General features: G+C 59.8%; 21 protein-coding genes. 4 read left to right on the top strand and 17 right to left on the bottom strand.

Annotated features, from left to right (window positions below):
* Positions 1-4 precede the first annotated feature (4 nt).
* The 15 genes from queE to ACK59H_RS14765 form a co-directional block, all read right to left on the bottom strand.
* Positions 5-652, bottom strand: a complete 648-nt coding sequence (gene queE, locus ACK59H_RS14835; RefSeq protein ID WP_060478862.1) for a 7-carboxy-7-deazaguanine synthase QueE — start codon at positions 650-652, stop codon at positions 5-7.
* Positions 653-808: 156 nt separating this feature from the next.
* Positions 809-1624, bottom strand: coding sequence for a tol-pal system protein YbgF (gene ybgF / locus ACK59H_RS14830; protein WP_060478861.1), 816 nt, complete (start codon positions 1622-1624; stop codon positions 809-811).
* Positions 1625-1630: 6 nt separating this feature from the next.
* Complete coding sequence (gene pal / locus ACK59H_RS14825; RefSeq protein WP_060478860.1) at positions 1631-2128, bottom strand: peptidoglycan-associated lipoprotein Pal; 498 nt, start codon at positions 2126-2128, stop codon at positions 1631-1633.
* A 55-nt stretch (positions 2129-2183) separates the two neighbouring features.
* The gene (tolB, locus tag ACK59H_RS14820; protein ID WP_186478720.1) at positions 2184-3464 is read right to left on the bottom strand and encodes a Tol-Pal system beta propeller repeat protein TolB; all 1281 of its coding nucleotides are present in this window, start codon (positions 3462-3464) and stop codon (positions 2184-2186) included.
* Between the two features lie 17 nt (positions 3465-3481).
* The gene (gene tolA, locus ACK59H_RS14815) at positions 3482-4558 is read right to left on the bottom strand and encodes a cell envelope integrity protein TolA (RefSeq protein ID WP_060478859.1); all 1077 of its coding nucleotides are present in this window, start codon (positions 4556-4558) and stop codon (positions 3482-3484) included.
* Positions 4558-5010, bottom strand: coding sequence for a protein TolR (gene tolR / locus ACK59H_RS14810; protein ID WP_008090221.1), 453 nt, complete (start codon positions 5008-5010; stop codon positions 4558-4560). Before tolR ends, tolA begins: the two co-directional genes overlap by 1 nt.
* Before the next feature lie 14 nt (positions 5011-5024).
* Positions 5025-5720 (bottom strand): protein TolQ, encoded by a 696-nt coding sequence (gene tolQ, locus ACK59H_RS14805; protein ID WP_009684054.1) that lies wholly within the window; start codon positions 5718-5720, stop codon positions 5025-5027.
* 2 nt (positions 5721-5722) lie between these two features.
* Complete coding sequence (gene ybgC, locus ACK59H_RS14800) at positions 5723-6175, bottom strand: tol-pal system-associated acyl-CoA thioesterase (RefSeq protein WP_060478858.1); 453 nt, start codon at positions 6173-6175, stop codon at positions 5723-5725.
* A gap of 125 nt (positions 6176-6300) precedes the next feature.
* A complete protein-coding gene (gene ruvB, locus ACK59H_RS14795; RefSeq protein WP_060478857.1) occupies positions 6301-7347 on the bottom strand; it encodes a Holliday junction branch migration DNA helicase RuvB in 1047 nt (348 codons plus the stop codon).
* Positions 7344-7961: a Holliday junction branch migration protein RuvA gene (gene ruvA / locus ACK59H_RS14790; protein ID WP_060478856.1), complete on the bottom strand. Its 618-nt coding sequence runs from the start codon at positions 7959-7961 to the stop codon at positions 7344-7346. The genes ruvB and ruvA overlap by 4 nt, the downstream gene beginning before the upstream one ends.
* Before the next feature lie 109 nt (positions 7962-8070).
* Positions 8071-8595, bottom strand: coding sequence for a crossover junction endodeoxyribonuclease RuvC (ruvC, locus tag ACK59H_RS14785; protein ID WP_261743972.1), 525 nt, complete (start codon positions 8593-8595; stop codon positions 8071-8073).
* Positions 8596-8751: 156 nt separating this feature from the next.
* Complete coding sequence (locus tag ACK59H_RS14780) at positions 8752-9498, bottom strand: YebC/PmpR family DNA-binding transcriptional regulator (RefSeq protein WP_060478854.1); 747 nt, start codon at positions 9496-9498, stop codon at positions 8752-8754.
* 108 nt (positions 9499-9606) lie between these two features.
* Positions 9607-11382: an aspartate--tRNA ligase gene (aspS, locus tag ACK59H_RS14775; protein ID WP_060478853.1), complete on the bottom strand. Its 1776-nt coding sequence runs from the start codon at positions 11380-11382 to the stop codon at positions 9607-9609.
* 94 nt (positions 11383-11476) lie between these two features.
* Entirely contained in the window at positions 11477-11698 is a 222-nt protein-coding gene (locus tag ACK59H_RS14770) for an FmdB family zinc ribbon protein (protein ID WP_060478852.1), read from the bottom strand.
* A 93-nt stretch (positions 11699-11791) separates the two neighbouring features.
* Entirely contained in the window at positions 11792-12118 is a 327-nt protein-coding gene (locus ACK59H_RS14765; RefSeq protein WP_060478851.1) for a ribbon-helix-helix domain-containing protein, read from the bottom strand.
* Positions 12119-12414: 296 nt separating this feature from the next.
* Between ACK59H_RS14765 and ACK59H_RS14760 the strand changes: the two genes are divergently transcribed.
* Complete coding sequence (locus tag ACK59H_RS14760) at positions 12415-13008, top strand: cold shock domain-containing protein (protein ID WP_060478850.1); 594 nt, start codon at positions 12415-12417, stop codon at positions 13006-13008.
* A gap of 36 nt (positions 13009-13044) precedes the next feature.
* On the opposite strand, the gene ACK59H_RS14755 is transcribed toward ACK59H_RS14760, so the two are convergent.
* A complete protein-coding gene (locus tag ACK59H_RS14755; RefSeq protein ID WP_060478849.1) occupies positions 13045-13251 on the bottom strand; it encodes a SlyX family protein in 207 nt (68 codons plus the stop codon).
* Positions 13238-13672, bottom strand: a complete 435-nt coding sequence (locus ACK59H_RS14750) for an HIT domain-containing protein (RefSeq protein ID WP_060478848.1) — start codon at positions 13670-13672, stop codon at positions 13238-13240. The genes ACK59H_RS14755 and ACK59H_RS14750 overlap by 14 nt, the downstream gene beginning before the upstream one ends.
* A 732-nt stretch (positions 13673-14404) precedes the next feature.
* Between ACK59H_RS14750 and ACK59H_RS14745 the strand changes: the two genes are divergently transcribed.
* From ACK59H_RS14745 to ACK59H_RS14735, 3 genes are all read left to right on the top strand, one after another.
* Entirely contained in the window at positions 14405-15679 is a 1275-nt protein-coding gene (locus tag ACK59H_RS14745; RefSeq protein WP_060478847.1) for an OprD family porin, read from the top strand.
* Between the two features lie 159 nt (positions 15680-15838).
* Positions 15839-17554, top strand: a complete 1716-nt coding sequence (locus ACK59H_RS14740; protein ID WP_060478846.1) for a proline--tRNA ligase — start codon at positions 15839-15841, stop codon at positions 17552-17554.
* 20 nt (positions 17555-17574) lie between these two features.
* Positions 17575-18528 carry a hypothetical protein gene (locus tag ACK59H_RS14735; RefSeq protein WP_186478683.1) on the top strand — a complete coding sequence of 318 codons (954 nt, stop codon included), beginning with the start codon at positions 17575-17577 and terminating at the stop codon, positions 18526-18528.
* The last annotated feature ends 48 nt before the right edge of the window (positions 18529-18576 follow it).

The following is an 18576-nucleotide window of genomic DNA, read 5'->3' as shown; positions in this document are numbered from 1 at the left end:
TCAATCAACGGCCGGGTTCGTCGTTCCACAGCAGCTTGTGCAACTGCAACTGCAAGCGTACGGGCAAGTTGTCGGCAACGATCCAGTCGGCCAGGTCAGTGGCGCTCACCTGATGGTGGCTGGGCGAGAACAATACTTCGCCGGCACGTTCGGCCAGGTTGTACTGGATCAGCTTGGACACCGCCCAGTCATAGTCCTCGCGGGAACAAATGACGAACTTGACCTGATCGTTGCGGGTCAGCTGTTCGATGTTCTCGTAGCGGTTACGATGCGACTCTTGCGAGCCTGGGGTCTTGAGGTCGACCACCCGGCTGACACGCACATCGGTGCCAGAAATGTCGAGAGCGCCACTGGTCTCCAGTGAGACCTCGTAGCCGGCATCGCACAAGCGCTGCAACAGCGCCAGCGCGTTGGGCTGAGCCAAAGGTTCGCCTCCGGTGACGCAGACGTAGCGTGGCTTGAAGCCAGCAACCTGCTCCAGGATCGAATCAAGAGTACGAAGCGTACCGCCAGTGAAGGCGTAGGCGCTGTCGCAATATTGGCAGCGCAGGGGGCAACCGGTCAGGCGCACGAATACCGTGGGCAGCCCAGCCGTTCGTGTTTCACCCTGCAAAGAGTAAAAGACTTCGGTGATGCGTAAGGTGTCTTGCATGCTCGCCACGGGCGTGACAGCTAAACAGGCTGTCCGCCTCCGTCAGGCACTGCCTCGGACTCGACATGGCGTTATCCGTGACAGCGTGTTTATAAAAGGGACGTGATTCTAACGAAAAAACCCGCGGCAAGCGCGGGTTTATTTCATGGGTGAAGCTTATAGCTTCTGCAGATCGCGCTGCGCCAGTTGCGCGGCAGACGTGCCAGGGTACTGATTGATGACCTGCTGCAGGATGCCTTTGACCTTGTCGGTATGGCCCATGCGGCGTTCGACGTCGGCCAGTTTGTACAGCGAATCAGGCACTTTGCTGTGCTTGGGGTACTTCTGGCTGACCTGGGCAAAAGCCTGGCTGGCCGCAGGCAGATCGCCCTTGGCAAGATTGACTTCACCTAACCAGTACTGCGCATTGCCAGCGTACTGGCTGTTGGGATACTTGCGCAGGAAGGCATTGAACGCCTGGGTGGCCTTGTCGAAGTCTTTCTGCTTGATCAGGTCGAAAGCCGCATCGTAGTAGAGCTTTTCTTTCGCCGGATCACCGGGCTCGCTATTGGCGGCCGGTTGTTGCGCAGCAGCGCCAGCGGCGCCTGCTGCAGCACCGACGGCAGCATTGGATGCACCACCGGTGGAAGAATTGTCGGGAGTCGCGGCAGGCGCGGCACCACTGTTGATACGACGATCAAGGTCCTGGTAACGCTCCAGGTTTTCCTGCTTCATGCGCGACACATCGTTCTGCAACTCTTCGATGATGCCTTGCTGGCGGGAAAGTTGATCCTGCATCTGTTGCAACTGCATGAACAGCTGGCCCTGCGCCGAGGCAGGGGCCGAAGCCCCTGCACCGGCATAGGCGCCGCTCGTGCCATAACCGGAAGGTGGATAAGCACCCCCGTTGTCATCAACTACAGGAACCGCAGCCCACGCCGAAAGCGGTAGGCTGAGTGCGAGGACGGTTACAGCACGACGGCACATACGCATAAGAACTTACTTACGCAGTTCTACGCGACGGTTCTGAGCCCAGGACTGCTCGTCGTTGCCGGTAGCAACTGGACGCTCTTCGCCGTAGGAAACCACTTCCAGCTGAGCAGGGGAAACGCCCTGCAGAACCAGGTAGCGCTGAACGGCTTTCGCACGACGCTCACCCAGAGCCATGTTGTACTCGCGGGTGCCGCGCTCGTCGGTGTTACCTTCCAGGACAACGCGGTTGCCGTTGGCTTTCAGGTCCTTGGCGTGAACGTCCAGAGCGCGCATGGCTTCTGGCTTCAGGTCCGAGCTGTCGTATTCGAAGTAGAAGGTGGTGATTGCGCGCAGGGCGGCTTCTTCGCTCAGGGAACCGTCAACGGCGCCGGTGTTTGCACCGTAGCCAGCGTTCGGGTCAACAGCGCCTTCACCAGCGTTGTCACCGCCTTTGGAGGAGCAACCTACAGCTACGGCCATGGCCAGAGCCAGCGCAGCAAATTTACCAAACTTCAGCATTTCCATCGTGAAACTCCTAATGAAACCCCAGTGTGTTAAGCAAAAACGTTATACGCCGCAATCAGTTCAGGTAAGGGGACCAGGACGGTTCTCTGACTTCGCCTTGAGCGGTAGGAAGCGGGAGCCTCACGCGGCCGTTAAGCGACACGAGCATCAAGACTCCCCGGCCCTGCTGGCGGGTGGCGTAGATTAGCATGGTGCCGTTTGGCGCAACAGTGGGCGACTCATCAAGACTCGTTTCCGAGAGAATCTTTACACTTCCGCGCTGCAAGTCCTGTGCCGCCACTTTGAAGTTGGTGAAACCTTGCTGGCGATGAATCATTACCAGCGTTTTTTCATCGGCCGAGAGTTTCGGGTTGGCGTTGTAGTTACCTACGAAAGTTACACGCTCAGCCCCACCGCCGCTGACCGACTGCTTGTAGATCTGTGGCTTGCCGCCGCGGTCAGAGGTGAAGTACAGCGTGTTGCCATCCTTGCCCCAGAAAGGCTCGGTATTGATGCCTGGGCCTGCAGTTACACGGTTGATCTGGCGGGAGGCCACGTTCATCACGTAGATGTCCGGGTTGCCGTCCTTGGACAGCACGAACGCCAGACGCGAACCATCAGGCGACCAGGCCGGCGCACCATTGAGGCCTTCGAAGTTGGTCACCTGCTCGCGACGACCCGTATCGATGTTCTGAACGAAGATGCGTGGGCGCTTTTGCTCGAACGACACGTAGGCGATACGCTTGCCGTCTGGCGCAAAGCGTGGCGACAGGATCGGCTCGCGGGACTGCAACAGGGTGACTGCGCGGGCCCCGTCGTAATCCGAACGCTGCAGCGTGTAGCGGGTGTTGTTGGTGGAGAAACGCTCGGCGGTCACGTACAGCAAGCGAGTCGAGAACGCGCCCTTGATACCGGTGAGTTTTTCGAACGACTGATCGGCAATATAGTGCGCCATGTCGCGCAGTTGGTCGGCGGTGCCCGCCACGCTACCGGTCAACACTTGCTGCTCGGTGGCGACGTTGAACAGCGCGTACTGCACCTGCAGTCGACCGCCCGACGGCACGATGCTGCCGACCATGACGTACTGGGCACCCAACGCTTTCCAGTCACGGAAGATGACTTCGCTGGCCTGGGTCGGCTGGCTGATCATGTTCTGACGCGGAATCGGCGAATAGTAGCCGGAGTTGCGCAGGTCGTTGCCAATGATATCGGCCATGTCTTCTGGCAGCACGCTGCCACCCTGCAGACCGAACGGCACTACCGCAATGGGCGTGGCCCGATCGCTGCCGCTGGTGACCAGGATGTTCTTTTCCTCTGCCATGGCCATGCCAGCCACGCAGCAGAGCATGACCAGCATTCCTCGAAGGAGTTTAATCACAACGCTAGATCCTCAGGTGTAAATGTCATCTTGAACGAACGATAACGGTTGAAATCGCTCGGCTTCATACCCTGCATCTCGGTCAAACGACCAATGTTTTTCACTGCTGCCACCGCCGAACTATCGAACGGACCATCACCACTGGACTTGATCACGCTGACGCCGGTAATGGTGCCGTCTGGCAACATGTTGACCTGCAGAGTCACCGTCATGCCCTTACGCGCGGAAGGCGGACGAGCCCAACCTTCGGCCGCTCGCATGCGAATCAGGTCGTCGAAATCGCCGGCTACCTGGTCACCCTGCTCGTCGGCCAGGGCCTGCTGCCGCTCGGTGGTGTCGGACAACAGCTCGGCCAAGGCCTGAGCTTTCTTGTCCTCTGCCGACTTGCGTGCCGCTTCCTGTGCCTTTTTCTTCTGGGCGTCTGCAGCGGCTTTTTTCTTGGCCTCTTCAGCTGCCTTCTTCTTCGCTTCCTCGGCCGCCGCTTTCTTCTTGGCGTCCTCGGCTGCTTTTTTCTTCGCGTCTTCGGCGGCCTTCTTCTTGGCCTCCTCGGCGGCTTGTTTCTTGGCTTCTTCCTCGGCCTGCTTCTTCGCCTCTTCCTCAGCCTTTTTCTTGGCGATGTCAGCCTGCTGCTTTTCGGCAGCTTTCTTGGCTTCCTCAGCCTTCTTAGACTCGGCGGCTTTCTTGGCTTCGGCCGCTTTGGCTGCTTCCTCAGCCTTCTTGGCCTCGGCGGCCTCGCGGGCTTGCTCAGCCTTTTGAGCGGCGTCTGCTTTCTTTTGTTCCGCGGCCTTTATTGCCTCCTGCTCGACTTTCTTCTGTTCCAACTGCTCGACTTCAGTCTGGCGCGAGGCAGTTTTCTTCGCCTCCCCGGCAATCTTCTGATTGGTCTGGGTGGTCGCCTGGCTCTTGGACTTGAGCTGATACAGCGTAGCCTGAACGATCGGCTTGGAAGGCGGCAATTCAGGCGTCATGGCGAAGCTGACGAAAAGCAGCGCGAACACCAGTACATGCAGGCCAATGGCCCAGATACTGGGCCAGAAGTAACTTTCCGAGGCGGATGGCTCTCGCTGTTGCATCAGGGCGCCTCGGTAATCAGGCCAACGTTACCGACACCGGCCTTCTGCAACCCGCCCATGGCGCCCATGACGGCACCGTAGTCGACAGCCTTGTCGCCACGAATGAACACCTGGGTCTGCTTGCCTTGGTCACGCCCGGCGGCAATGATCTTGGTCACTGCGCTGGTCATGTCCGGCAAGGTCATGGCCTTGTCCATCTGTTTGTCGGTGTCGACTTCACTGCCAAGGTTCCAGTAGTAGGTCTTGTCGGCCTTGATGGAAATGGTGAGGATCTGGACGTTGTTGTCCTGCGGCAAGGCTTCGCTGGAAACCTTGGGCAGGTCGACCTTCACGCCCTGGTTGAGCATGGGCGCCGTCACCATGAAGATGACCAGCAGCACCAGCATCACGTCGATGTAGGGCACCACGTTCATCTCGGCGACGGGCTTGCGTTTGTGGCGAACTCGGGCCATGGGCTTGTACCTGATTACTCTTCGCTGGTGTGCACTTTACGGTGCAGGATCGCCTGGAACTCGTCGGCGAAGGTGTAGTAACGGCCGATCAGCACTTCGCTGCGCGCCGCAAAACGGTTATAGGCGATGACCGCTGGAATGGCAGCGAACAGGCCGATGGCCGTGGCGACCAGTGCTTCGGCGATACCCGGGGCCACGGTGGCCAGGGTAGCCTGCTGGGCGCTGGCCAGGCCGCGGAAGGAGTTCATGATGCCCCAAACGGTGCCGAACAGGCCGATGTACGGGCTGGTCGAACCGACCGTGGCAAGGAACGGCAGGCTCTGCTCGAGCTTTTCTTCTTCACGGGAAATGGCCACACGCATGGCACGACCCACGCCTTCCATCACCGCGTCAGGATCTACGCCCGGCTGCTGGCGCAGACGCGAAAATTCCTTGAAGCCGGCGCGGAACACCTGCTCCACACCCGAGTCCGGGTCTGGGTTGCTGCCTGCCTGACGATACAGCTTGGACAGGTCGATACCCGACCAGAAGCGTTCCTCAAAGGCATCCAGCGCACGACGACCAGCGCGCAGCATGGCGCTGCGCTGGAAGATCATGATCCATGAAGTGACCGAGGCGGCCACCAGGGTCAGCATTACCAGCTGTACCACCACGCTGGCATTGCTGACCAGACTCCACATGGAGGTATGGTCGACGACGTTAGCTTCCACGCTTATTCTCCTGCGTTCGATTGATTCCCCCAGCCGTCCGCCGCAAAGGCGTCGCGCAACTGGGGCGGTATGGCTCGGGGTTTGAAAGTGTCGGCGCGCACCGCGGCCACCAGGAACTGCCCTTCACAGAGCAGCGTTTCATCTTTTTCCCGCCAGACCTGCTGCACGAAGCGCAGGCTGGCGCGATTGAGTTCAAGTACTTGCGCGGTGACCCTCAGCTCGTCGTCCAGGCGTGCCGGCGCGTGATAGCGGGCTTCGCTGGAATGGACCACGAACAGCAGGTTGTCCTCGGCCAACTGCGCCTGAGAAAACCCCAGATGCCGCAGGCGCTCGGTGCGCGCGCGCTCCATGAATTTCAGGTAATTGACGTAATACACCACGCCACCGGCATCGGTATCTTCGTAATAGACACGACAACGGTGTGCGAACGGTTCCAGGCCATTTAGCGCGCGCATACTCTAGTGCTTACTCCTCAGCTTGCCAATCCGCCTCGGCAACTGTTTTTTCATCATCAATGTCCTAGTGCCAGCACTCGGTAGGCATGCCAGCGGTAGGACCACGAAAAGCCCGTTTCGATCTGTCATTCATCGCCTGGATCGGAAAAATCACCGGCACCCCCCAAGCTGCCAGGCACGTTCAGGCCAAAGTGCAGGTAAGCATGTCGGGTCACCACCCGCCCACGGGGCGTACGCATGATGTACCCCTGCTGGATCAAGTAGGGCTCGAGTACATCCTCGATGGTATGACGTTCCTCGCTGATGGCTGCGGCCAGGTTGTCCACGCCCACCGGCCCACCGTCGAACTTCTCGATCATGGTCAGCAACAAGCGCCGGTCGGAGTGATCGAAGCCGCGCTCATCGACGTCCAGCAGGTTCAGCGCCATGTCGGCTACCGCCTTGGTGATCTGGCCTTTGCCACGCACCTCGGCGTAGTCGCGCACTCGGCGCAACAGGCGGTTGGCGATTCGCGGGGTGCCGCGCGCGCGCCGGGCGATTTCGTAGGCGCCGTGATCCTCGATTGCCAGGCCCAGGATGTTGGCCGAACGACTGACGATGGTGGCAAGGTCCTTGTCGCTATAGAACTCCAGGCGCTGCACGATACCGAAGCGGTCACGCAACGGGTTGGTGAGCATCCCCGCGCGCGTGGTAGCGCCCACCAGCGTGAACGGCGGCAAGTCGAGCTTGATCGAACGGGCCGCGGGGCCTTCACCGATCATGATGTCCAGCTGGAAGTCCTCCATCGCTGGATAAAGGACCTCTTCGACTACTGGGGACAGGCGGTGGATTTCGTCGATGAACAGCACATCGTGCGGTTCCAGGTTGGTGAGCATGGCCGCCAAGTCACCCGGCCTTTCAAGTATCGGACCCGAGGTGCTTTTGACCGAAACCCCCATTTCCTGGGCGATGATGTTGGCCAGGGTGGTTTTGCCCAACCCTGGTGGGCCGAATATCAGTGTGTGGTCAAGTGACTCGCCACGCCCGCGCGCTGCCTGGATGAACAAGGCCATCTGCTCACGCACCACTGGCTGGCCGATGTACTCGTCCAGGCGCAAGGGGCGGATCGCCCGGTCCTGTACCTCTTCACGGTCGCGGCCACTGGCAGCGATCAGGCGGTCGGCTTCGATCACTTGGTAATCATCCCTTTAAGGCTGCGACGGATGAGTTCTTCACTGCTAAGGCCGGCCTTGTCTTTGATGGCGGCAATGGCTTTGCTGGCTTCCTGGGGTTTGTAACCCAGAGAAACCAGGGCGCTGACGGCATCGGCTTCGGCACTGGACTCGCTGGCAAGTGGCAGCGGGCCGTCGGAAACCAGGGTGAACATTGCCGGGGAGGTTTCCCAGGCCTTGAAACGATCCTTGAGTTCGATCAGCAGGCGCTCGGCGGTTTTTTTACCGACACCTGGCACGCGCACAAGCACCGCTGCGTCTTGGGCCTGCACGCAGCGGACTAGGTCGTCCACTTCGAGGCCTGACATCAACGCCAGAGCAAGCTTGGGGCCTACTCCATTGAGGCGGATCAACTCACGGAACAGCTCGCGTTCACGTTTTTCGGCAAAGCCGTAAAGCAAGTGAGCATCTTCGCGCACCACCAGATGGGTGTGCACGGTCACCTGCTCGCCAACCTTGGGCAGGCGATACAGGGTCGTCATGGGCACTTCCAGTTCGTAACCCACACCGTTGCAGTCGATAATCAGATGCGGTGGCTGTTTTTCCGCCAGGGTACCGCGCAAACGTCCAATCACGTTCCGTTCCTTCCTCTCGGGGAGCCGGTCGAAGACCGCTCAACCCTATCAGCAAAAGTGTCGGGTGACCGTTTCACCCGAACAAAATGTGTATCAGCGCATGAAGCGGTTACAGACGCAAGCGCCCGCCACGCCGCCTAGCGGTTGCCAGGCCGTGGGGCACTAGGCTTGAGCGGGTATGGGCATGACACAAGGCGATGGCCAAGGCGTCGGAAGCATCGATCTGCGGCTTCTGAGTCAACTTGAGCAAATGCATGACCATCAGCATCACCTGCTCTTTATTGGCCCCACCGCTGCCGGCAACAGCTTGCTTGACCTGGCTGGCACTGTACTCGGCAATCTCCAGCCCCGCCTCGGCCGCTGCCACGATGGCCGCGCCACGGGCTTGGCCGAGCTTGAGCGCAGAGTCGGCGTTGCGTGCCATGAATACCCGTTCGATGCCCATGGTGACAGGGCCGTGCTGGGCGATGATCTGGCTGACACCGCGAAAAACAATCTGCAGCCGCTCGTGCAGTTCACCACTGCCAGTGCGAATGCAGCCCGACGCGACGTATTCACAGCCGCGGGCGGTCTGGCGGACCACTCCGTAACCAGTGATGCGTGAGCCGGGGTCGATACCAAGAATCAGAGTCATAGCGCCTGTCATTCAGAGGTTACATTGGTAAAAAGATTGCCGGCCCCTTCGCTGTTATGCCTGCATCCACACACAATGTGGTAACAGACATACCCGCGAAGGGGCCGGCACAGGCGCTGAGAAGCTCACGGCGATGGCACAGGATGCCAAATCACCTTAGCCAAGTTTTTCCATGATCTCGTCGGAAATCTGCGCGTTGGAATAGACGTTCTGTACGTCGTCCAGGTCTTCGAGCATGTCGATCAGCTTGAGCACCTTCTCGGCGCCGTCCTGGTCGAGATCGGCGCTGGTAGTCGGCTGCATGACGATTTCCGCGTCAGCGGCCTTGAAGCCTGCTTCCTCCAGCGCGTTACGTACCGCGTAGAAGCTGTTGAACGAGGTGAAGACCTCGAACGAACCGTCGTCGTTGGCCACTACATCGTCAGCGTCGGCCTCCATGGCGGCTTCCATCAGGGCATCTTCCTCGATACCCGGAGCGAAACTGATCTGCCCCTTGCGCTCGAACAGGTAGGCCACCGAGCCGTCGGTGCCAAGGTTGCCGCCACATTTGGTGAAGGCATGGCGCACGGCGGCGGCGGTGCGGTTGCGGTTGTCGGTCATGGCCTCGACCATGATCGCCACGCCACCGGGCCCGTACCCTTCGTAGCTGAGCTCTTCGACGTTGTCGCTCTCGTTGGTACCCGCGCCACGGGCGACAGCGCGATCGATGATGTCGCGGCTCATGTTGGCACCCAGTGCCTTGTCCAACGCCAGACGCAGACGCGGGTTGGAGGCCGGATCGCCACCACCCTGCTTGGCGGCAACGGTCAGCTCACGGATCCACTTGGTGAAGATCTTGCCTCTCTTGGCATCCTGGCGCTCTTTGCGGTGCTTGATGTTCGCCCACTTGGAATGACCAGCCATAACGACTCCGAATCCTTGAAACAGAAACAGGTTCCGCCCCGAAGGGCGGAACGTGGGAATACTGCGCCGAAGCGCCAGGGCGCACCCGCCGGATGCGCCCAGGGCCGATTACTCGACCTTGGTCTGCTCGCGCAGACGGATGTGCAGCTCGCGCAGGGCTTTGGCGTCGACCATGCCAGGAGCCTGGGTCATGACGCACGCGGCGCTCTGGGTTTTCGGGAAGGCGATCACTTCGCGAATCGACTGAGCGCCGGTCATCAGCATGACCAGACGGTCCAGGCCAAAGGCCAGGCCACCGTGAGGCGGTGCACCGAACTTCAGTGCATCGAGCAGGAAGCCGAACTTCTCTTCCTGCTCCTCTGCCTCGATCCCCAGCAGGCGGAATACCGCTTGCTGCATTTCCTTGCGGTGAATACGAATCGAACCACCACCGAGCTCAGTACCGTTGAGCACCATGTCGTACGCCCGCGACAAGGCAGTGGCCGGGTTGGCCTCAAGCTCTTGCGGGGTGCATTTGGGGGCGGTGAACGGGTGGTGCAGCGCGGTGAAGCTACCGTCTTCGTTCTCTTCGAACATCGGGAAGTCGACCACCCACATCGGTGCCCACTCGCAGGTCAGCAGCTCGAAGTCGTGGCCCAGGCGGATACGCAGCGCGCCCAGGGCTTCGCTGACGACCTTGAACTTGTCGGCACCGAAGAACACGATGTCACCATCGACTGCACCAACGCGGTCGAGAATGGTGTTGAGGTTGGCCTCAGGAATGTTCTTGACGATTGGCGACTGCAGGCCTTCAACGCCCTTGGCGCGCTCATTGACCTTGATGTAGGCCAGGCCCTTGGCACCGTAGATGCCGACAAACTTGGTGTATTCGTCGATCTTGCTGCGCGGCATGCTGGCGCCGCCAGGCAGGCGCAGGGCGGTGACACGGCACTTAGGATCGTTGGCAGGGCCTGCGAAGACCTTGAAATCCACGTCCTTGAGCTGGTCGGCAACATCTACCAATTCCAGCGGGTTACGCAGGTCTGGCTTATCGGAACCGTAGCGACGCATGGCCTCTTCGAAGGTCATGTGTGGGAACTCGCCAAACTCCAGGTCGAGCACTTCCTTGAACAGCTTGCGGATCATGCCCTCGGTCAGGCCCATGATCTCGGTTTCGTCGAGGAAGCTGGTCTCGATGTCGATCTGGGTGAATTCCGGCTGGCGGTCTGCACGCAGGTCTTCATCGCGGAAGCACTTGGCGATCTGGTAGTAGCGGTCGAAACCGGCAACCATCAGCAACTGTTTGAACAACTGAGGCGACTGCGGCAGGGCGAAGAAGCTGCCCGCGTGGGTACGGCTTGGCACCAGATAGTCACGCGCACCTTCAGGGGTGGCGCGGGTGAGGATCGGGGTTTCGACGTCGAGGAAGCCGTTTTCGTCGAGGAAGCGGCGGATGCTGCTGGTGATGCGCGAGCGCAGGCGCAGCTTGTCGGCCATTTCCGGGCGACGCAGGTCGATGAAGCGGTAACGCAGGCGGGTTTCCTCACCGACGTCGGAGTACTCGTTCAGCGGGAACGGTGGGGTTTCCGCTTCGTTGAGCACGTTCAGCTGGTAGCCGAGGATCTCGATGGCGCCAGACGCCATGTTGGCGTTCACCGCGCCGTCGGGGCGCTTGCGCACTTTGCCGGTGATCTGCACGACGTACTCGCTGCGTACGCGGTCGGCAGCGGCGAAGGTGTCGGCGCGATCCGGGTCGAAAACGACCTGGGCCATGCCTTCGCGGTCACGGATGTCGAGGAAGATCACCCCGCCGTGGTCGCGGCGACGATGGACCCAGCCGCAAAGGGTGACTTCCTGGCCGTCCAGGCTCTCGTTCAGTTGGCCGCAATAATGGCTGCGCATCATGATGGTGGTTTCGCTTCTCGTGATTCGTGTATTCGTTGGAGGCCTTGGCCGCCCAGAGGGCTAATACTGCAAGACCCGGCTACTTCAATTCAACTCAGTCGGCTTTATCGCCACCGGCCAGGTTCTTTTTTGCCCCGGTCTTGAAGTCGGTTTCGTACCAGCCATTGCCACTGAGGCGAAAGCCAGGGACCGACAGCAGTTTCTTCAAGGCCGGCGCCTGACAGGCGGGGCAGTCGGTCAGCGGTGAAGCGCTGATTTTCTGCAGCACCTCCATCCGGTGATCGCAGGAAGCACATTGATAGTCATAAAGGGGCATGAACGTCTCTCGTCAACCACAACGCTGGCTGCCGGGGGCAGCAAAAAGCGGGATTATATATGGTTAACCGACACTGCGCAGCCCGCCGGGCGATCAGCGTACGCTCGGGGGGTCGAGCAACCAAGCGACGCAGATCACTCTGATCAAACCGCTGAAGTTGCGCACCCCGCCCTGGCGCAGATGCACCTCGCGATCGACATAAGACAGCACGGCACTGATCGAACACTGATTGACAGCAGCGATCTGCTCCAGGATACCCCAGTACACTGCCTCCAGACGCAGGCAGGTGGAGAAACCGTTCAACCGTACCGAGCGCGAAACCGGCTGGGTCTGCAACATATCGAAATCGGCCTTGAACGGGTCTATGCAGTGCTTGCCAGGCCACCCCCCTGCCCTCACCGTACGCTTGACTGCTTGCATCTGGCCACATCCTCAGCTCACTCAACTGGGGCTCAATGAAGCGCCGAGCGAGGCGCGGGAAGCAGCGGCAAAACCTTCCCGCGCAAATAAATGCATCTAGGCCAACGCGCGACCGCGCGGCGGCCTTCGGTTTGAGAAGCCCGTGCCTTTGCTGTTAAATAGGCAACGTGCCACCCGTGCGGACAGTTATTGCCCGGGTGCATAGGCTGGCCCGCCATGTGTTCGCGCTTAATACCTCATGCGCACCGTGCACCCAGCTCTTCCTGTGATCGGCCTAATCAACTGTGAGCCATACCATGTTCAAGATCGTCCATCTGGTGACGGGCGTTGCGGCCTTGCTGCTCGCGCTCATGCCCAGCCTTAGAACCGAGGCAACCCCTTTCCTGCAGCAACCCGACGCGGTCTATCTGGCGCTGCTGGGCCTGCTCAACCTGCTGCTAGCCCCCGTCGTGCCGGTTTACTACCGCGGCGCGCGACAACAGCTGCAATACCTGGCGTGTGCCCTACTCGCGGTGGCTGTTGTACTGCAGGCCCTGACGCTGCTGGCACGCCCGGAAATGGGCAACCTGGCGGCGCTGGTCTGCGCCGCACTGGCAGTTGCCTTGCACCTGACAGCCGCATTTGCCCGCAGCAATAAAAAGGGTCGCACCAACCAAGGCACAGCCGCACAAGCCGGCACCCGCGATACTGGCACCGTAAAGTGGTTCAACACATCCAAGGGCTTTGGCTTCATCTCCCGCGATTCGGGTGACGACATCTTCGTTCACTTCCGCGCCATCCGTGGCGAAGGGCACCGCATTCTGGTCGAAGGCCAGCGCGTCGAATTCTCAGTGATGCACCGGGACAAAGGCCTGCAGGCCGAAGACGTGGTCGCGGTCAACCGTCGCTGAAACTGCCCAGCCCTGGAGCAACCCAGGGCTGACCTATCAATAATGTGGCGGCGGCGCTTCTTCTCCCTCACTACCGTATTGCCCCACCATCTCCTCGTAGCGCTTGATCAGCTCGGCCATTTGCAGTTGCAAGCGCTCGATCACCCGCCCCTGCTCGATCACCACATCATTGAGTGCCTGAATCGTATCGTCCTGGAAGGCCTGACGGGTCTCCAGTTCGATGATGCGCTCATCCGGCGACATAGGGAGCCTCTTGATAATCTTGGGTCAGCATTGTGCGCAGGCGCTGACGAATCGCGTCGACCTGCCCCGAAATATACTCGCTTGCCGGCACTTTGCCCCAGACCGGTGCAGGCCACGCTGCGTCAGTCTCGTAGCGAACGATCACATGCATATGCAGCTGGCCGACCACATTCCCAAGGGTCGCGACATTCATCTTGTCCGCTGCGAATTCCTGTTTAAGCGCCTGGGCAAGGTTGGTCGTTTCTTTCCAGAGCTGCGCTTGGTCTTGCGCGCTCAGGTCGAACACTTCGCTCACATTTGCTCGCCTGGGCACCAGTATGAACCAGGGATAATTGGCATCTTTGCTGAGTAACAAACGGCATAACGGCAAATCACCCAGCACCAGGGAATCTTGTTGCAAACGCGAATCCATATCAAACACAAAAAGTCTCCACTCTTAACAGGATGCGCCAAGGATACCGTGCTTCGCTTGAACCGGCATGAAACCGCCCGCGATGCAGGCCGAAACTAGTCAACCTGCAGGTCGCGCACAATTGCGGTAACACAGCGCTACTTTTCGCACCAAAATGATGCCGCAAATGGCGGTAGCACCACACTTCTACTCACATGAGTGACTGTGGATCAACAGTTGCCGGTAACACATTGACTTTTATGGCAGCTTTTTTCCTGGCGACCGACCTCGAAGCTGGTACACCATCTGACAGCTTCTAGCCCGTGTTTTCGGCGGTTTCGCGCCGGGCCTCACCGCATTTGTGAAAATTTCATTAGCCGTTGTTAATTTTGTGCACGCTTGTTGCATTCCTTCCACGCCAAGTCGGCACGACACCTGCAATGTCCGGTGACGCGACAGACAACCACAGCGATATGGGTACACCAGGGAGTTTCATTCGCCAGGACGCTGCAAAGCTGCAGAACCAGGCATTGAGACAGCGCTGGAGTTTCACGAACCGTTAAGCCGGAGCGTGATTTGCGACAGGGAAATACTTAAAAGCGACATGGCCAAAAAGTTCCGTAAAGATGATCTTTGCCATATCGCCAACAACAGTCAGCGTGCTATACATTTCCGCCGACATAACAAGAAAGAGCTGCCCCATATAACTAAAAAACTTGGGCGCAGCGGTACTCTTCCTAAAAACCAAAGGAGCAAGTCACGATGCGCGTGATGAAGTGGAGCATGATCGCCCTGGCCGTTGCGGCAGGGACCTCGCAGATGGCCGTAGCCTCGTCCCAGGACGAATCCAAGGGCTTCCTCGAAGACAGCAAGCTGAACGTCAAGACTCGCATGCTGTACTTCAGCCGCGATTTCCGTAACAACGCGCCAGGCTCTCAAAGCCGCGTGGAAGAAACCGGCCTTGGTTTCCTGGGCACTTACGAGTCTGGTTTTACCCAAGGCACCGTCGGTGTGGGTATCGATGCCATCGGCATGCTCGGCCTGAAACTCGACAGCGGCAAAGGCCGCCACAGCACCGGCCAGTTCCCGACTGACGCCGATGGCCGTGCCCAGGACGAATTCTCCGAAGGCGGCGGCGCAGTCAAGCTGCGCATCTCCGATACCGTGCTGAAAGTCGGCGATCAGTTCACTGCCATGCCAGTGTTCGCCACCGATGACAGCCGCTTGCTGCCAGAAGTAGCCCAAGGCGCTCTGATCACCAGCAGCGAAATCAAGGGCCTGACCCTGAACGCCGGCCGCTTCACCGCGCTGAACGCTCAGTCCCAGACCTTCCATGACAGCCTGCACCTCAAAGAAGCCGACGTCATTGGTGGCACCTATGCCTTCACCGACAACGTTTCCACCAGCCTGTACTACTCCAAGGTCGAAGACTACTGGCGCAAGTACTACGCCAACGTGAACTGGGCTCTGCCACTCTCGGACAAGCAAGGCCTGGTGTTCGACTTCAACATCTATGACACCAAAAGCGATGGCCAGGGCCTGCAGCGCGCCGAGAAAGATGGCGTGACCAAGCTCGACAACCGCGCCTTCAGCCTGTCCGGCGCTTATAACATCGGCGCTCACACCTTCACCCTGGCCTACCAGAAAGTCACCGGCGACGGCGACTACGGCTACGGCGTGGACGGCGGCGGCACCGTCTTCCTGGCCAACTCCGTGGCCCGTTCCGACTTCAACGCTGAAGACGAAAAATCCTGGCAGGCTCGCTACGACCTGAACTTCGCCGAATACGGCGTGCCAGGCCTGACCTTCATGACCCGTTACGTGCGTGGTAGCGATGCCAACACCGGTTCCACCAGCAATGGCAAGGAATGGGAACGTGACGTAGACGTCAAGTACGTGCTGCAAGAAGGCCCAGCCAAGGACCTGAGCTTCCGCGTGCGTCAGGCTACCTACCGCTCCAGCGATGGCGTTTACTACGGTTCGAGCTCGATCGACGAACTGCGCCTGATCGTCGAGTACCCGCTGAGCATCCTGTAAGCCTGGCTTATAGTGCACCGCACCTGAAAAGCCCGGCACAGTTGCCGGGCTTTTTCTTGGCTGACAACTGCCACGCCCTGGGGCATCCTGTACGCCTTCGTTTCACCCCCGTACAATGCGGGGCTATTTCAACGTCTTAGGCAATCGACACGGCTAACCATGCGCACCAGTCAATATTTGCTCGCCACCCAGAAAGAAACCCCTGCCGATGCAGTGGTCATCAGCCATCAGCTCATGCTGCGTGCCGGCATGATCCGCAAACTGGCCTCCGGCCTGTACACCTGGCTGCCAATGGGCCTGCGGGTAATGCGCAAGGTCGAGGCCGTGGTGCGCGAGGAAATGAACGCCGCCGGTGCCCTGGAAGTGCTGATGCCAAGCATCCAACCTGCCGAGCTTTGGCAGGAATCGGGCCGCTGGGAGCAGTACGGTCCCGAGCTGCTGCGTCTCAAAGACCGCCATCAGCGCGAGTTCTGCGTCGGCCCGACCCACGAAGAAGTGATTACCGACCTGGCCCGCAACGAGCTGTCCAGCTATAAACAGCTGCCACTCAACATGTACCAGATCCAGACCAAGTTCCGTGATGAGATCCGCCCACGCTTCGGCTTGATGCGCGGCCGCGAGTTCATCATGAAGGACGCCTACTCCTTCCATGCCGATCAGGCTTCCCTGCAGGAAACCTACGACCGCATGCACCAGGCGTACAGCAACATCTTCACCCGCCTGGGCCTGGACTTCCGTCCGGTGCAGGCCGACACCGGCTCCATCGGTGGCAGCTACTCCCACGAATTCCACGTGCTGGCCGAATCGGGCGAAGACGACGTGATCTTCAGCGACAGCTCCGATTACGCTGCCAACATCGAGAAGGCCGAAGCCATCCCGCGCGAAACCGTGCGCCCTGCGCCAACCGAAGAACTGCGCCTGGTGGACACCCCTAATGCCAAGACCATCGCGCAATTGGTGGAAAACCACGGCCTGGCTATCGAAAAGACCGTCAAGACCCTGATCGTGCGTGGCGCCGAGGAAGGCAAGCTGGTCGCCCTGATCGTGCGTGGCGACCACGAGCTCAACGAAATCAAGGCCGCCAAGCTGGAACAGGTTGCCGACCCACTGGTCATGGCCACCGATGCCGAACTGCGCGAAGCCATCGGCGCTGGCGCAGGTTCGCTCGGCCCGCTGAACCTGCCACTGGAAATCGTAATCGATCGTTCGGTCGCACTGATGAGCGACTTCGGCATTGGCGCCAACATCGACGATAAGCACTACTTCGGCGTGAACTGGGAGCGTGACCTGCCAGTTCCGCAGGTCGCCGACCTGCGCAATGTCGTCGAAGGCGACCCAAGCCCGGATGGCCAAGGCACCCTGGTAATCAAGCGCGGCATCGAAGTAGGTCACATCTTCCAGCTGGGCACCAAGTACAGCGAGGCTCTTAAGTGCCAGGTACTGGGCGAGAATGGCAAGCCGGTCACTCTGGCCATGGGCTGCTACGGCATCGGCGTGTCCCGCGTAGTTGCCGCCGCGATCGAGCAGAGCTACGACGACAAGGGCATCATCTGGAACGACGCCCTGGCGCCCTTCCAGATCGCCCTGGTGCCGCTGCGCTATGAAACCGACGTGGTGCGCGAGGCCACCGACAAGCTGTACGCCGAACTGACCGCGGCCGGCTACGAGGTGCTGCTGGACGACCGCGACAAGAAAACCAGCCCCGGCATCAAGTTCGCCGATATGGAGCTGATCGGCATCCCGCACCGGATCGTGGTCAGCGACCGGGGCCTTGCCGACGGTAATCTGGAGTACAAGCACCGCACCGAGCAGGACGCCAAGCAGCTGCCGCTCAACGAAGTGCTGAGCTTCCTGCAGGCCCGCGTTCGCCGCTGATAATCAATGCACGAGTGATCATGTCCAAGCGAAGTACCTTTACCCTGGGGGGCACCGCATTGTGCGGTGCTCTGCTCGTCAGTGGTTGCGCCAACCAGATGTCTCAGCGCAGCGACCATGAGGAGCGCGTCGAGCGCAAGCTGCTCGAACACACCCTGCAGATAGATGTCGGCGAGCCCAAGGTGATGGAGCTTCCGCAACGGCGGGTGCGCATCCATGAACAGAAGCGTTTCGAGGTCACCGACTACGAAGTGACCCGGCGCTACGATCGCTACACACCTTACCAACCCTGGCGGGAGATCTATGAGATCCCGCTTGGTGCGGTGGCCGTAGTGGCAGGCATCGGCGCCAATGTGGTGAACGTGTTCGCTCTGGGCAATCTTCCGCAAAGCATGACCCATGACTGGCTAAGCTACGGCGTCGATGGGCTTAACCCGTTCATGAACGCGCCATCCAATGGCCGCGCGCAACAGAATCTGGCAGGCATCAGCGAAGTACAGAAGGACAAGCGCGAAGAGTTCACCAGCATCCCTTGGAGCGAGCGACTGGTCGAAGTCAAGGCTGGCAAGATGACCCACGAGCTGACTACCGACAAAAACGGCGTGCTGCGCTTGAACCTGTTGGACAGTCCGTTCTCGGAACAACATCTGAACCACGTCGGCACCCTGCACCTGCAGGTGGTGGACGAGGACAATGGCGTACGAGGCGATGCAAGTCTGCTGGTCAGCGCTACTTTGCGCGACAAGCTGCGCGAAGCCCATGAGCTGATCTTCGATGACCTGGAAGATGACGATGTCGGGCAGTGGGTACATCGGGTCAAGCGCTTGTCCGAACTGGGCCTTGAGGAAGAAGCCAGCGAGATGGAGCAAAGCCTGATCGAGCTGACGCGCAATGATCCAGAGCTGCAGCAGGAGTTTCTGTCAGCCCTGACCAAGGCTACCGGCCGCCTTGTTGCTGACCCAGGTGCGCAGTAAGCAGCACGTTAGATGAAGGGCCGCAACGCGGCCCTTTTTAATTGCCGG

Origin of the sequence: Pseudomonas sp. KCJK9000 (assembly GCF_046230725.1) — a bacterium.
In the GTDB taxonomy this organism is placed as follows: domain Bacteria; phylum Pseudomonadota; class Gammaproteobacteria; order Pseudomonadales; family Pseudomonadaceae; genus Aquipseudomonas; species Aquipseudomonas promysalinigenes.
The sequence above is the reverse complement of the archived record's forward strand: the minus strand, read 5'-3'. Positions and strand labels throughout refer to the sequence as shown.